Here is a 14,184-nt window from a genome sequence, read left to right as displayed (position 1 = left end):
AAGAGAGGTTGATGGGGATGGCCAAACCAGTTGAACTGAATGAACTCTGGATTGAACGTATTATTCAAAGCATTAACGGGTTAGAGTATGGCACGGTTCAAATCATCATTCATGACGGCCGAATTGCCCAAATCGAACGGACAGAGCGCAAACGCTTCGATAACGAAACCAAGCAAGCCGCTAACGGCACCAAGCTCCACGTGGAGCGTAAGGTGAGCGATGGAAGAAGTTGATTCAGCTTGCTCGGTGACATTCAGAGCAGTATAGGCCCGGATTCTAAGAGAATCCGGGTTCTTTGCTGTTCCGGCTTGAATATCAGCGGTTTGGAAACGCTATTTAATATAGGCATGCAGATGATCTCTCCTTGATTTCGTGATACAATTCATGATTAGCAGCAGCAAGGAAAGGAATGGGACATTTTTTGAACAAGGTAAGCGAATGGTTTCAATTAAAAGAACGAAATACCACTTGGTCGACGGAAGTACTGGCGGGGTTTACCACCTTCATGACCATGGCTTTTGTGGTGATTGTCAATCCGGCGATTCTAAGCGAGGCCGGTATGGATTTTCATGCCGTTTTTGCTGCAACGATCCTTACGACGATTTTGTCTACGCTGATCATAGCATTAGCCGGTAATTATCCGATCGTGATTGCCCCGGGAATGGGCATCAATGCTTTTTTTGCCTTCGGCGCTGTGCAGGGAGCGGGTGTTTCGTGGCAGGTTGCGCTGGGCTCTGTTTTTCTGGCCGGTATTTTGTTTATGCTGGTTTCCCTAAGCCGTCACGGGAGGCTCCTGATCGAGACCATTCCGGCATCGCTTAAATATGCGATTACAGCAGGCACAGGATTGTTTATATGTTTTGTAGGGCTTCAAAATGCAAAGCTCATTGTGGCTTCTCCGGATACGTTAGTCATGTTTGGAAGCCTTCATGAACCCGGGACTCTTCTTGCCTGCATCGGGTTGGTAGTGACTCTCGTACTAATGTCATACCGGGTCCGGGGCGCCTTATTTGTCGGGATGCTGATCAGTTCGCTCATCGGTTGGCTCATGGGTCTGCTTGTGCTGCCTGATCAGTGGTTTGCATGGCCCGGGGGCATGGGCGGGACATGGATGCAGCTGGATCTAGGAGGCGTATTCGAACAGGGATTATTCGCGCTCACTTTTACGTTCCTGCTGATCTCGGTGTTCGATACGACGGGCACTCTGGTAAGTCTGGCGGAGCAGGCGGGGTTAATGAAAGAGGGCAAATTTCCACGCTCACGAAGCGCTTTGATGGCGAATGCAGCCGGCGTGACAGCAGGCGGGCTGATGGGTACAAGTCCGGTCACGACACTGATTGAATCAGGATCGGGAATCGCCGCCGGCGGCCGCACCGGGGTTACGGCAGTCGTAACCTGTCTGCTGCTGGGCGCTGTCGCTTTCCTGGCACCTGTAGCGGAGACTTTGGCCAGCCTGCCTTCGATCACTGCTCCGGCTTTAATTATCGTCGGGTACTATATGATCAAAGATTTGCTGCACATTGACTGGACTAATTTCGAAGAGTCTTTTCCGGCCTTCCTCGTTATTGTGTCCATGCCGTTTACGTACAGCGTTTCAACAAGCATCGGCATTGGATTCATTTTTTATATTGTATTGAAGGCGGCGCGGGGACGCTTCCGGGAAGTGCATCCGGTTCTTTATGTATTCGCGGCTTTATTCGTCATCCAGATCGGATGGCTGCAGCCCTGAATACGATTAAGTAAGCCTGGATGAGGTTGTAAGAGCGAAACCACTTTACTTAAGAAAGGGACGGGTGAGAAATGAAGCAATCCCACTTTCATTTAGACACCGGTGCAGGCTCGTCCGTTTTCGTCCATTTGTGGGAACCGGAAGCGGATACGCTGCCTCAGGGAATCGTGCAGATCGCACATGGGATGGCGGAGCATGCAGGTAGGTACAGCCGTTTTGCAGAACAGCTGACCGCAGGAGGTTATATTGTGTATGCCAATGACCACCGCGGACACGGCCGCACCGCTTTGACTGAAGATGATCTGGGTTATCCGGGCCGGGATGGTTTCAACGCAATGACCTCGGATATCATTACGCTTGCCATGCAGGCCCGTACGAATCACCCGGGACTTCCGCTCTTTTTATTCGCGCACAGCATGGGGTCTTTCCTGGCGCAGAAGGTTCTGTACCGGGCGCCTGAACTCTACCGGGGCGTTATTCTCTGCGGGACGAATGGTCCGCACGGCAGCATCTTGAAGGCGGGATCGGCGCTCGCCAATTTAATCATTCTGCGTAAAGGGGAACGGTTCAGAGGCAAGCTGTTAACGCATCTGGCACTCGGCAGCTTTAATATTCCTTTCCGCCCGAACCGTACGGAGTTTGACTGGCTGAGTTCCGATGACAAGGAAGTGGATAAGTTTATTGAAGATCCGCTCTGCGGATACGTCTGCACGACTAACTTTTTCAAGGAGTTTTTCTCGCATCTGGGACAAATTCATTTAAACAAGCATCTGAAGCTCATTCCCAAGGATCTTCCGATTTATCTGATTGCAGGCGACAAAGATCCGGTCGGAGGACAGGGCAAAGGTGTACTTGCTCTTCAGAGTATATACGGCAAGCTGGGACTGAGGCATGTGGAGTGCAAACTGTATGCCAATAAAAGACATGAGCTGCTGAATGAAGTGAACCGGGATGAAGTGGCAAGCGACATTATGGTTTGGCTGGAGCGGACCCGTAGGGGTGTGCAGCCTCACGACCAACTGATAGATGAGCAAGTCATGCCTCAGCTTCAAGAATAAGTGTGAATAGATTACAGCGAAGCATACGAATACGGGCAAATCAGGCCGCTTTTGAAGCGGTCTTTTTTTGTATGATAGAAGAGATGGTCTGTTTATTATGGTAAAATAAGGGTGCTTGATTTAACGAAGGCGGTTAAGGGGGCTTCCATTCTTGTTTATCCACGTAATAATCGGTCTGATTGCAGGGTCCGTCATTTTCTTGAAATTATTTCAATCGGTACAGGCTAAAAAGCATGTTGGTTTTGTATACGCCCAAGGGAACGTGCGAAAGATGAGTTGGACGTTAGCTTTGGCTTACCTGGCAATGCTGTTTACCTTTGGGGGTAACGAATGGCTTCTAATTATAATAAGTGCCGTTAGTTTGCTGCACCTGAATCATTCTGACCATTTCTATCTCGGAGAGAATGGACTCTGTATAGCCAGATATTTTTATGCAAAAGACAAGTTAATCAGTTATGAAATTACGGAAGGCGATCATGGCGAAATCAGAATTATAGTAGCCGGAATCATGGAGCCTGTCACGCTAAATTTCTCGGATATGGAACATAAGAAGGAGCTGGAGATGCAGGTTTCCTATTATTTTCGGGATGTGTGTATTCCGGCAAAGTGAAAACAATCGATCATGAATGACCGTGAATTTAAAAAAACGTCTTCTGCAGCAATGCCCGTTACAGGCTGGCATACCGGAAGACGTTTTTTAGGCTGGTAGGATGATAAGTGACGCGATTAACTCTGTAAACCTAGTGAAATGTACTTGATCTCCACATATTCCTCGATGCCGTATTTACCGCCTTCTCGTCCGAGGCCGCTTTCTTTCATTCCTCCAAAAGGAGCCTGTGCCGCTGACGGCAGACCGTCATTGACGCCCACAATACCGAATTGAAGACGTTCGGCTATACGGATCGCCTGATTAAGATTGGAAGTGAACAGATAGGATGCGAGTCCGAAAGGAGAGTCATTCGCTTGACGGATCGCATCTTCAGGATCTTCGAATTCAACAATGGGCGCTACCGGTCCGAAGGTTTCCTCCTGCATAATTTCCATTGAGGCATCGACTCCGGTGAGCAGAGTCGGTTCATAGAAATAGCCGTCATGCCCCGGTATCTTAACGGCCTTGCCCCCGGTCACAATCTTGGCTCCTCCGCTGACCGCATTCTCGACTTGACGAATGACTTTATTCATTCCGTCTTCGTCGATCAGGGGTCCTATTGAGGTGCCGGGCTTCATCCCGTCTCCGACTTGGAGGCGGGCCATTTTCTCTCCAAGGAGCCGTTCAAACTCCGGGCGGATGCCCTTCTGTACATAAATCCGATTGGCACAGACACAAGTCTGGCCGGCGTTGCGGAATTTGGACAACAGAGTCTGCTCGGCAGCCAGCTGCGCGTCTGCATCGTCAAGCACAATAACCGGCGCATGACCGCCAAGTTCTAACGAAATTTTCTTCATCGTAGCGGCTGACGCCCGCATAATGTGTTTGCCGACTTCGGTTGAGCCGGTGAACGTGACTTTGGCGACGCGTGAGTCTTCGAACAACGTATCGCCGATGACGGATGATTTGCCGGTGATAACGTTAAGCACACCCGCCGGGACGCCTGCTTCTTCCGCGAGTTTGGCCATATACAGGGCTGTAAGCGGCGTCTGGCCGGCAGGTTTGACAATGCAGGTGCAACCGGAGGCCAGAGCAGGCGCAACTTTGCGGGTAATCATGGCGGCGGGGAAGTTCCAAGGCGTGATCGCGGCTATGACCCCGACAGGCTGACGGATTACGAACATCCGTTTGTTTGCAGTCGAGGCCGGAATGATGTCGCCATACAACCGTTTTGCTTCTTCGGCATACCAGGAAATGAAGCTTGCTGCATAAGCGATTTCGCCTTTGGCTTCCTCATAAGGTTTGCCTTGTTCGGCGGTCATCAGCTTCGCCAGTTCGTCCTGATGCTCCATCATCAGGCTGTACCAGTTCATGAGAATAGCCGAACGTTCGTAAGCGGAAGTTGCGCTCCAGGTCTGAAAAGCTTGATGCGCGGCTGAAATCGCCTGAAGTGTTTCTTCTTTACCGCATACAGGAACTGTCGCGATTTCCTTGAGCGTGGATGGATTCAGCACGGGGTTGGTTTTACCGCTTCCGGAGGGTATCCACTCGCCGTTGATCAGGTTAAACCAATCCTCGTCGTTTCTATGTTTTTCATTTCTATGTAGTGAGGGGGTAGTCATCATGTTTCCTCCTTCATTGAGTCAATTGAGAATGCCTGTCTTTTATTATAAAAGATAAGTTCATAGGGCTCAAAACTTACATGACGGCGGCAGCTGAAAAGTAAGCTTAACGAAAATTAGCTGCGTCTGGCTCTTGGTCTGCAGCTTCATTAATTCTACCCGATCGCTAAAGCGGGTAAACGTTAAGGGATCGGTTCCAAATCCCGCATATCTATTAGCTGCTTGGGACCACAAGGATACCGGTGAGAATTTGACATCTGCTGGTCATACTAATCTGTGAGCCGTACGGAGGACGATCGTTCATAACCTTCGATAAGACCTGCCTATCAGAATAATCAAAATCGGGTAAGAATGGGTAAAGGCTTGTTTGTAACCCCATCTCATAAAAAAACCGGAATAAATCAGATTGCTGCGGGAGGTACTTCTATGACAGAGTTAAACGAAGACCAGTTCAGGTCCAGGACCCGGACTACAAGCGATTCGCTCGGGGAAGTCATTCTCCCGGCGGAAGCTTATTATGGCGCCCAGACTCAGCGGGCAGTCCGTAACTTTACGATCAGCGGGTTAAGACTTCCGCGGGAATTCATAAAAGCTCAAGGAATTATTAAAGCTTCGGCGGCAGTTGTGCATCGGGAGCTGGGGGAGCTGGATAAAACGGCTGCAGATGCTATAGTGGCTGCCGCTGAAGAAGTGATCGAGGGCAAGTGGGACGATCAGTTTGTCGTCGATGCGTTCCAGGCAGGGGCGGGAACATCGCAGAATATGAATGCCAATGAAGTGATTGCGAATGTGGCACTTGAGAAGCTCGGATTCGGCCGGGACCGTAAAGATCAGATTCATCCGAACGATCATGTGAACAAAGGCCAATCGACCAACGATACCATTCCTACGGCTATCTGTATGTCCGTGCATGAGTCGCTGACGCGCAAGCTACTTCCGGCTATGGAGCGATTGACCGGTGAATTGTGGAACAAATCCCATCAATTCCATTCCGTGGTCAAATCGGGACGCACCCACCTCCAGGATGCCGTACCGCTAAGACTCGGCCAGGAATTCGAAGGTTATGCGGCTACCATCGAACGCATGTGGGAGCAGCTTGAATATGCCGCCGATGGACTGCTTGATCTTGGAATCGGCGGCAACGCGGTCGGCACAGGCGTCAATACGCACCCGGAGTATGCGCAGCGTATGGTCGCGGAGATCAGCAGACGCACGGGTACGGCTTACAGGCAGGCCAAAAGCCGGTTCGCCTTTATGCAGAACCCGTCTGCGGCACTGCGGGTAAGCGGCCTGCTCAGAGATCTGGCCGTTCATCTTATCAAAGTGTCAAGCGATATCCGGCTGCTTAACTCAGGTCCGCAGACGGGCCTGGCGGAGATTCGGCTTCCAGCGGTTCAACCGGGCTCTTCCATTATGCCGGGCAAAGTGAATCCGGTCATACCGGAAATGCTGTATATGGTCTGCTGCCAAGTGGTAGGCAATGATACAGCCGTTCAGACGGCTATGATCGGGAGTCAGCTTGAAATTAATGTAATGATGCCGGTCATTGCCCATAATGTCTTACAGTCGGTTGAGATCCTGACGAATGCGATTTATACATTCTCAGAATATTGTCTGAACGGGATCGAAGCGGACGAAGAGCAGTGCAGGTTCTGGATGGACAGAAGCCTGTCTCTTGTCACGATGCTCAATCCGATTATCGGTTACGATAAAGCTGCCGAAATCGCCAAAGAATCGCTCCATACGGGTAAACCGCTTCGTCAGCTTGTGGTCGAGAAAAAGATAGTAACGGAAGAAGAGTGGGAAACCATTGTTCAGAAGAGTTTATCGGAATAAAGGCGCAGCAGGCTCCTTCTAACATGAAAATCCCGGCCCTCATAGATGACTATGGGAGCCGGGATTTTCATGTTGTCGGCTGCATCTGGAGGAATGACCTCGCAGAGCAGCAGCTTGCGGAAATTAGATATAGTTAAGTCCTGCCGTATGAGGGAATGGCAGAGGAAATACCTCTCCGAGGGCTTCTCTCCACTGGTCTGAGGCATGCTGAGGCATTTCTGATCGGTCAAATACCAGGGAAGTCCATTCATCGCCCGTCAACTCCAGTCCGGGCAGCCCCGGCAGCTGAAGCGTCACACCGTCCTCTGCTGCAGGTTCACAGCTGAGTCTCTCTCCCAGGGAGTGATCTGTACTGCGTTCATTCAGGTAAGGGCGCAACTGTTCAAGCAGGAGACGGGAATCTGAGATAAGAACCGTCCCCATATTACGCTGCTCTTGGACAGGCAGGAATCCAAGCAAATCGTGTACGTCCTGCTCATGGACGGCAATTGGGACGAAAAATTGCTTGAGCTGGTTCTCTTCGACCACAGCGGCCAGCATGGCGGCAAGTCCGCCTGCTTCTCCGGCCCATTCCATCATAATGGGGGCTCCCTGCGGCCGGATGCCCTCTCTTACTTGTCCGAGTCCCTCTTCAGGGAGTGCGGCAACCAGAAATGCGGCGGGTACTCCGTTTTTCTCGGCAATGTAAGTTTGATGACGCAGTTTGACACAGCTCCCGTATGCGCGTGCCTCAATAAGAAGACCAAGATCCCATATGCTTTGCTCGTATGCCCCGACCCGCGCGGCGGCAAGTTTGTGCATCGCTGTTAGGTCTCCGCGGCGGTAAGGTCGGACGGTGTAGCTCCCGCCGGATACTTCTTTGAGAGAAGCAGCGTGTTCGCGTGAGAGAGTATACTGCCGGATCAGACCGAACGGACGGCAGCCCGCTCTTGTATAGAGGGAGCGAGTACCGGACACAAGCAGCAGGGAAGCGCCGGCTTTCTTTACGCGTTCACGTACAGCGGCGAATAAATCGCCGGCGACTCCTTTGCCCCGGCTATCCGTATGCGTGCATACGGAACCTAGCGAATAGGTGTACAATTGTGCGCTGCCGATACGGACTGCTCCGGGGAGCAGTCCCATGAACGAAACCAGGCGGCCCTTATCAAAGGCGCCTAAAGATTCGGAATAAACAGAGGAGAACAGATTCGGAAACCCTTGGGCCATAGATATTTGTTCACTATCTCGAAAAATAGAATCAGCAAGCTCAGCTGCTTCCTGCATTTCTTCTTGCCGGACAAGACGTATCTCCATCGTAGTTGATCGGTCCCTTCATAAATTAAGTAACGGACCTCTTTATTATAAGAGAAGCTTTGGAGAAAAGGCAGGTTTTTTTATCAAAAGGTGAAGAAATCCGTTATTACAAATATGAATTGAATCTAATATTCGATTGGTTCATCAGGGGGAATTGGGTATAATTTTCAAGGGAGGAGTTGTCTGACATGCTCTACATTCGCAGAATACGCTGGAGAAAAATATCCTATTACCTAACTCTAATAACAGTCGTGTTGTTTATTTCCGTTATGATTATCAATTATTCAGTACAACAGGTGGGTTCTCGTTATATCATGCAGGGGCAGCAGGCTCCAGAGGCAGAGGCGATTATAGTGCTGGGTGCCCGGGTTCATCCGGACGGCAGACTATCGGGAATGCTGCTGGACCGGATGATAACAGCGGCAGAGCTGTACGAGCGGGGAAAGGCTCCTAAAATCCTGGTTTCCGGAGATCACGGAACCGTTGGCTATAATGAGGTAAGAGCCATGAAGAACTTCTTGGAAGAACGCGGAATTCCCGGAGAACGGATCTTCATGGACCATGCGGGCTTTAATACTTATGACAGCATGTACCGGGCTAAGGCGATTTTTCAAGTAAACAAAGCCATTGTCGTAACGCAGGAGTATCACCTGATGCGGGCCGTATATAATGCCCGGGGACTTGGAATTGAAGCTTATGGAGTTGCATCCGACCGGCAGGAATACGCCGGAATGCCGAAATTTAAACTGCGTGAAATTGCAGCCAGAAATAAAGATTACGCACTCGTAGAGCTGTTTAAGCCTGAGCCGGCCTATCTGGGCGAGATCATCCCGATCTCCGGAGACGGCCGCTTGACGGATGATGAATGGCTGCAAGAGCATGAGACGGGCCGAATCAGCGCATTTTCTCATACCCCATAATGAAAAGCCAGGGAGCGTTCTCCTTGGCTTTTTGATAATGTAAGGCTTATTTAATTCTCGCAGCCGCATTTAGGGTCATTAAGAATGTCTTCGGGTTCAAACCAAATGTTCCGGTAATCTATATTTCCCAGAGTATTCAGGGTCAATCCCCGTACACTAGGGTGAAACATCGTCTGCATTTTACGGTGATAAAGGAAAATAATCATGCATTCTTCTTTCAGCAGTGCTTCGAGATCATCGAATAGGGCATGTCGTTTGGACGCATCGGGCTCGGCCATAAGCCAGGCAACCCTTTCATCGATTTGTTTCCGCTGGCTATCGGAAAATAATTTGCGGATGGAACCCTCCTCCTGAAGAAAAATCTCAAGAAGAGAAAGCGTTTCGCTTTCATCCAATACAAATTCAAATAACATCAAGTCCGCATGCTCCAAAGCAGGGGTTGTTAAAAACAGTTCCCGGTCGTGCAGGATGACGTCAAGATGAATGCCGTTTCTGGCGCAGCGCTCTACCATCCATTCGGTGTCTTCTGTATACTTCTTGGAGTCTTTGCAGTGGACCGAGAAGGATAGGGCGGGGCCCTCAGGCGGCAACATGCCGGTATCGGCAAATACATCTGTATTTTGCAGCAGGCCTTGTGCGTCTGATATCCGGCTCCGGGCTATACTTTTGTCAGGCAGAAATCTGCTCGCAGGTGCCGCGCGGCTTTCACCGAGCTCATGTACGATCGACTCGCCATCCAGAATACTCCGGAGGAATTTCCGTACCGACACATTTTGTAACGGGCCGCTTTTACGGTGATTAAAGGCAACCAGCGTACATCCGGACGATAACGATTCGACGGCATTCCAGTTAGGAAGCGGCTGGAACCTGCTCCGGTATGCGAAGCGATGGGCCATGTTACAAGCATCCGACAGGATGAGAAATTCGGTCGCTTCTTGCAAGAAAATAAGCTCGACCTTATCCAGAAAAGGACGCCCCATAAAATACCGTTCATTCGCACGAAGCGCATACCCTTGACCTTGTTTGATTTCAATCCGGAAAGGGCCCGTTCCGACCGGCGCATCGAAGAAGGCTGTCTCGTCAGCTTCGCACAATTCGCGGGGGAGAACAGCGGCCACAGGCGAGCTTAGACAATGAAGCAGCAGTACATTGAGCTGGTTAAGCCGGATTTGAAAAGAACGGCGGTGCAGGACACGAATCTCTTCTATACTGTCCAGAATCCACCGCTGCGGAGAGAAAACGGACGGGTCGCCAAGCCTCTCCAGAGAAAAGCGGACGTCTGCGGCCTCAAGTTCCCTTCCATGATGAAAAAAAATGCCTTTACGCAGATAAAAGGTCCAAAGGGTAGAACTTTCGTCCGTCTCCCAGTAATGGGCAAGACTCGGGGTAAACTCATGTTTTGTCCGGTCATAACGAACGAGCGTATCGAATATCTGACGGCTAGCATGTACATCATGCGCATACAAAAGTGCGGCAGGATCGAACGTGCTGTATATTTTTTGAATCGGCAGGCGGAGAATATCCTCGTCCCCATCCCTATTGGGCTGGTAACCGAAATAACGGGAAACCAGATTCAGGAGGTTTTCCTTGAGAACAGGGGAATCCGTATAAGAATCAATCCACTGAACTGCCTGCTGGAACTGTTCTTTTTCGGCCAAGTCAGTCACTTGCTTCATGAGCATTTCTTCCAGGGTAAAGTGAAAAATAAGCTGTGATTTATTGCCGCGTCCCCGTCCCGGCTGCCAGTCAATCCACTCGGCTTCCTGCATTTTACGAATAATGAGCTTGACATTGCGCACGGTGCAGTGGAGATGCTCCGCCATTTGTTCCAGGGAGATCCGGACAGGCTGGCCTTGAGGTACGGAAGCGTATGACTTGCGCAGCTCCAGATAATGATGTGTAGCTTGCATATCCACACTCCCTTTAGCGATCGGCTGGATAATTTTTTCCTGATTATACAAGAATAACAGCGGGAGTAAAAGAGAACGCCCGAGAATTTTTAAGATAGACGAGATAAGGAATGAAGAGAATAAGCAGAAGTGATCTACTACAAAGGAAGGGTACAATCAATTCGAGTCGGTAAACGTAAGGATTCATTAGATATGACAAACCGTAGAGTCTGCGTTGGCAATTTGTGCTCGGAAATTTGTATGATTCCTATGTCACTGGCGGCATCTATGTGCAAGGAAGAAAGTAAGGCGGACCAGAATTTCACAGCTTTTGGGTTATTTCGAAACATCGATATTTCATAGTGTCCATGATGATGTTTAAATATATGAAGCGCAGCTGCCCGTCCAAGCCCCTTTCCTCTATATTTAGGTAACAGAAACAACTCCTGCACGGAATAATCAATTCCGTCAGTAACATAAGGAGGAGAAGTTACCAGGATGAAACCAGCAATCTTATTATCGACCATAATCAGGTAAGGAAACAGTCTGTCATCTCGATAGTAGGGTGATATGTCTTCTGCCTCATATTTACCTTCATTAGACACATCTTCCATAGAGTATGCTGACAGCTCGTATAGATAAAAATGAAACAAATTATTTAATATAATCGAATCTGACTGTGTAATTGTTCTAAATTCGATGTTCAATTTGCGCCCCCCATTTACAGTTTATCTACCTTTAAAAAAGACTAGCACATCTCCTTACAAGGGTTTTAGGGAAAGAACCGTTTAAAACTAAACTTAACCTGCCTGTTAGATTCGTGCGGATGGTTATTCTCTCAGTCTATTCTTTTAATTTAATTGAGGATACAGAAGAGAAATTGCTGTTGTTCAAGTCTGAGGTATAACTATAAAATACTTCGTGAGTAAATCCTAACCGAGCCCTTTTCTTAATTGTGAAATATTGGAGGTTTGCACAGATGAACGAATCCAGATTCGGCAAATCCGTTATAATTACGGGGGCCGCTAACGGCATCGGCCGCATACTGGCCCGCCGCTACGCGGAGAGCGGCGCCAAGGTTATTCTCGCGGACACAGACGGGCCGCGGGGAGAAGACAACGTCCGGACGATCCGCGAAGCCGGTGGCGAAGCGCTCTTCGTCCGGACGGACATGAGCCGGCCGGAGGAGATCGTCCGGCTCATCGATCAGGCTGCGGAGGCCTACGGTCCGATCGGCAGCCTGATCAACAACGCCGGCGTCTCCGTATGGAAGACGCCGTATGAACTGTCCGTGGAGGAGTGGGACCACGTCCTGCACACGAACCTGCGCGGCACCTTCTTGTGCGCGCGCGAAGCGGCGAAGCGGATGCGGGTCAGCGGGGGCGGCAGCATCGTCAACATCGCGTCTACGCGGTCGATGATGTCCGAGCCGTCTTCGGAAGCGTATGCCGCTTCCAAAGGCGGCATTGCCGCGCTGACGCATGCGCTGGCCGTTTCCTTCGGCCGGGACCGCATCCGCGTGAACTGCATCTCCCCCGGATGGATTGAGACGGGGGAGTATGAAGCGCTCCGGCAGGCTGATCACGACCAGCATCCTGCCGGAAGAGTCGGTACGCCCGATGATATCGTCCGGGCATGCTTCTACCTGACGGACCCGGCCAATGATTTTGTGACCGGGACGGATCTGGTCATCGATGGCGGGATGACCCGCAAGATGATTTACGAGGAATAAACCTTCTCGTGATAGGCTTGTTTCTTGTGCAGGCGATGATTTGTAATCGCGAACTAGTCAAAGAGAGCGGCACAGGTACACTGTTTTCGATTGATCAGCGTGCTGCACAGGTATGGATATGACAGTATACCTGAAGATGCCGCCTTTGCGGCATTAAACCTGCGGGTTATTTCTCTATTCACTATGAAAACGTTTTTACAATATATGTATTCTTTACATAAAATATGGATTTTAATGGTTGGATATGATATAGTTGATATAGACACTACATAAAAGAAAAGGCACCATTCTTATAGAAAGGAGTTTGGAGGAAAATTTTATCGACTTCCGTTTATTTTTAAACAAATGATAAGGAGTGATAATTTTATGAAAAAAACCATTACCAGCCTTGCTGCATTTGCTCTTCTGGCGTCCGCAATTCCTGCGCATGCACAAGAAATTAATCTTGCTCCCACTGCTGCCACGGTTAATGACTCTAAGCTCCCAACCAGCGCTCCCAGTCAAGTTATCAATCCAAGGGCCAAGGTTTCTTGGAATAGCGTTCCTGGTGCAGCCTACTACGATGTGTATGTGAATAATTTAACGACTAATCAGTTATACCAGTATAGCAGACAGTCATCTCTTATTTTTGAGTCTGGCTATTTAACTTCCGGTCATGATTATATCATTGTAGTAAATGCACTCGATTCCAATTTCAATAAAATTGCAAGCGGCCACACGCAACAGTTTAAAGCGATTTACCATAATCTCTGGACGATTTATTTGAGCTAGACCCGCAGAAGGGCTTTGAATGTAGCAAAACCTATGTAGAGAGCCCTGCAAATTGAATACAGGAAATACAACAAACCCAGTCCCTTGCCGGTACTGGGTTTGTTGTATAATGGAAGTTAAGTACACGTGAGATGTATGGATACAAAGAACATGATGCAGCAGCAGGCTAAGACTTAAAGAATACCCGGAGAGGGGATCCGTTTAGCGGCCAAGCCAAACCTTATGAAATGAATCGATATTTAGAAAAGACTTAGAGTCCGTTGTTCGGTCTTCGCTTTTTGGCAGGAACCCATGTAAAATAAAAGAGAATGCTTTATTTATTCTTTGAATCAAAGAGGTGTTGGTCATTCGCATCATAATTCTTTACCTGGTGGTCGTGAATGTTATTGCCTGCATGCTGATGGGCTCTGACAAACGCAAATCCAAAAGGGGAGGCTGGCGGATCCCGGAGAAAAGGTTGTTCCTGCTTGCTCTGATCGGTGGATCAGCAGGTGTTTGGACGGGGATGTATATTTACCGGCACAAGACACAGCACCTTAGTTTTCGAATCGGAATTCCATTTCTTTTGCTTGTAAATATTGTTTTATTTGCAAAATTTATCATTTATGTGCGTTGATGTGATTCATATTGGTGGCAAATAGGTTAAATAATTACGGATGTTTGAAGAAAATATCCAATTGGTATGTTAAAATTAGAAAATACATAAGCGTTACAACGAGCCAGCACCCTGGCACATACAAGCCAG

13 protein-coding genes are annotated in these 14,184 nt (G+C 49.2%); 9 read left to right on the top strand and 4 right to left on the bottom strand.

Going from position 1 to position 14,184, the window contains the following annotated elements:
* Positions 1-17 precede the first annotated feature (17 nt).
* From EDM21_RS12285 to EDM21_RS12270, 4 genes are all read left to right on the top strand, one after another.
* Positions 18-233 carry a YezD family protein gene (locus EDM21_RS12285; protein ID WP_157335857.1) on the top strand — a complete coding sequence of 72 codons (216 nt, stop codon included), beginning with the start codon at positions 18-20 and terminating at the stop codon, positions 231-233.
* A 188-nt stretch (positions 234-421) separates the two neighbouring features.
* Positions 422-1,729 (top strand): NCS2 family permease, encoded by a 1,308-nt coding sequence (locus tag EDM21_RS12280; RefSeq protein WP_157335855.1) that lies wholly within the window; start codon positions 422-424, stop codon positions 1,727-1,729.
* A gap of 71 nt (positions 1,730-1,800) precedes the next feature.
* Complete coding sequence (locus EDM21_RS12275; protein ID WP_157335853.1) at positions 1,801-2,787, top strand: alpha/beta hydrolase; 987 nt, start codon at positions 1,801-1,803, stop codon at positions 2,785-2,787.
* Between the two features lie 151 nt (positions 2,788-2,938).
* Positions 2,939-3,397: a hypothetical protein gene (locus EDM21_RS12270; protein ID WP_157335851.1), complete on the top strand. Its 459-nt coding sequence runs from the start codon at positions 2,939-2,941 to the stop codon at positions 3,395-3,397.
* 116 nt (positions 3,398-3,513) lie between these two features.
* Here the strand turns inward: EDM21_RS12270 and EDM21_RS12265 are convergent, their stop codons facing one another.
* Positions 3,514-4,998 (bottom strand): NAD-dependent succinate-semialdehyde dehydrogenase, encoded by a 1,485-nt coding sequence (locus tag EDM21_RS12265; protein WP_157336174.1) that lies wholly within the window; start codon positions 4,996-4,998, stop codon positions 3,514-3,516.
* A gap of 426 nt (positions 4,999-5,424) precedes the next feature.
* Between EDM21_RS12265 and EDM21_RS12260 the strand changes: the two genes are divergently transcribed.
* Positions 5,425-6,834, top strand: coding sequence for a class II fumarate hydratase (locus EDM21_RS12260; protein ID WP_157335849.1), 1,410 nt, complete (start codon positions 5,425-5,427; stop codon positions 6,832-6,834).
* Between the two features lie 123 nt (positions 6,835-6,957).
* Here the strand turns inward: EDM21_RS12260 and EDM21_RS12255 are convergent, their stop codons facing one another.
* The gene (locus tag EDM21_RS12255; RefSeq protein ID WP_157335847.1) at positions 6,958-8,127 is read right to left on the bottom strand and encodes a GNAT family N-acetyltransferase; all 1,170 of its coding nucleotides are present in this window, start codon (positions 8,125-8,127) and stop codon (positions 6,958-6,960) included.
* A 188-nt stretch (positions 8,128-8,315) separates the two neighbouring features.
* Between EDM21_RS12255 and EDM21_RS12250 the strand changes: the two genes are divergently transcribed.
* Entirely contained in the window at positions 8,316-9,047 is a 732-nt protein-coding gene (locus EDM21_RS12250; RefSeq protein WP_157335845.1) for a SanA/YdcF family protein, read from the top strand.
* 50 nt (positions 9,048-9,097) lie between these two features.
* Here the strand turns inward: EDM21_RS12250 and EDM21_RS12245 are convergent, their stop codons facing one another.
* Together EDM21_RS12245 and EDM21_RS12240 are read right to left on the bottom strand one after the other, a co-directional pair.
* Entirely contained in the window at positions 9,098-10,957 is a 1,860-nt protein-coding gene (locus EDM21_RS12245) for an ABC transporter substrate-binding protein (RefSeq protein WP_157335843.1), read from the bottom strand.
* Positions 10,958-11,094: 137 nt separating this feature from the next.
* Complete coding sequence (locus EDM21_RS12240; RefSeq protein ID WP_157335841.1) at positions 11,095-11,643, bottom strand: GNAT family N-acetyltransferase; 549 nt, start codon at positions 11,641-11,643, stop codon at positions 11,095-11,097.
* 272 nt (positions 11,644-11,915) lie between these two features.
* On the opposite strand from EDM21_RS12240, the gene EDM21_RS12235 reads away from it, so the two are divergent.
* From EDM21_RS12235 to EDM21_RS12225, 3 genes are all read left to right on the top strand, one after another.
* Positions 11,916-12,668 carry an SDR family NAD(P)-dependent oxidoreductase gene (locus tag EDM21_RS12235; RefSeq protein ID WP_157335839.1) on the top strand — a complete coding sequence of 251 codons (753 nt, stop codon included), beginning with the start codon at positions 11,916-11,918 and terminating at the stop codon, positions 12,666-12,668.
* A 366-nt stretch (positions 12,669-13,034) separates the two neighbouring features.
* Entirely contained in the window at positions 13,035-13,439 is a 405-nt protein-coding gene (locus EDM21_RS12230; protein WP_157335837.1) for a hypothetical protein, read from the top strand.
* A 337-nt stretch (positions 13,440-13,776) separates the two neighbouring features.
* Positions 13,777-14,055, top strand: coding sequence for a DUF1294 domain-containing protein (locus EDM21_RS12225; RefSeq protein ID WP_166541977.1), 279 nt, complete (start codon positions 13,777-13,779; stop codon positions 14,053-14,055).
* The last annotated feature ends 129 nt before the right edge of the window (positions 14,056-14,184 follow it).

This window comes from Paenibacillus lutrae, assembly GCF_009757775.1.
In the GTDB taxonomy this organism is placed as follows: Bacteria; Bacillota; Bacilli; order Paenibacillales; family NBRC-103111; genus Paenibacillus_F; species Paenibacillus_F lutrae.
The sequence above is the reverse complement of the archived record's forward strand: the minus strand, read 5'-3'. Positions and strand labels throughout refer to the sequence as shown.

What these genes read in the sequence shown, in the direction of transcription:
- EDM21_RS12275 (WP_157335853.1), top strand. Translation starts at nt 1,801, where the DNA reads ATGAAGCAATCCCACTTTCATTTAGACACCGGTGCAGGCTCGTCCGTT.
- EDM21_RS12285 (WP_157335857.1), top strand. Translation starts at nt 18, where the DNA reads ATGGCCAAACCAGTTGAACTGAATGAACTCTGGATTGAACGTATTATT.
- EDM21_RS12245 (WP_157335843.1), bottom strand. Translation starts at nt 10,957, where the DNA reads ATGCAAGCTACACATCATTATCTGGAGCTGCGCAAGTCATACGCTTCC.
- EDM21_RS12255 (WP_157335847.1), bottom strand. Translation starts at nt 8,127, where the DNA reads ATGGAGATACGTCTTGTCCGGCAAGAAGAAATGCAGGAAGCAGCTGAG.
- EDM21_RS12230 (WP_157335837.1), top strand. Translation starts at nt 13,035, where the DNA reads ATGAAAAAAACCATTACCAGCCTTGCTGCATTTGCTCTTCTGGCGTCC.
- EDM21_RS12265 (WP_157336174.1), bottom strand. Translation starts at nt 4,998, where the DNA reads ATGACTACCCCCTCACTACATAGAAATGAAAAACATAGAAACGACGAG.
- EDM21_RS12250 (WP_157335845.1), top strand. Translation starts at nt 8,316, where the DNA reads ATGCTCTACATTCGCAGAATACGCTGGAGAAAAATATCCTATTACCTA.
- EDM21_RS12235 (WP_157335839.1), top strand. Translation starts at nt 11,916, where the DNA reads ATGAACGAATCCAGATTCGGCAAATCCGTTATAATTACGGGGGCCGCT.
- EDM21_RS12260 (WP_157335849.1), top strand. Translation starts at nt 5,425, where the DNA reads ATGACAGAGTTAAACGAAGACCAGTTCAGGTCCAGGACCCGGACTACA.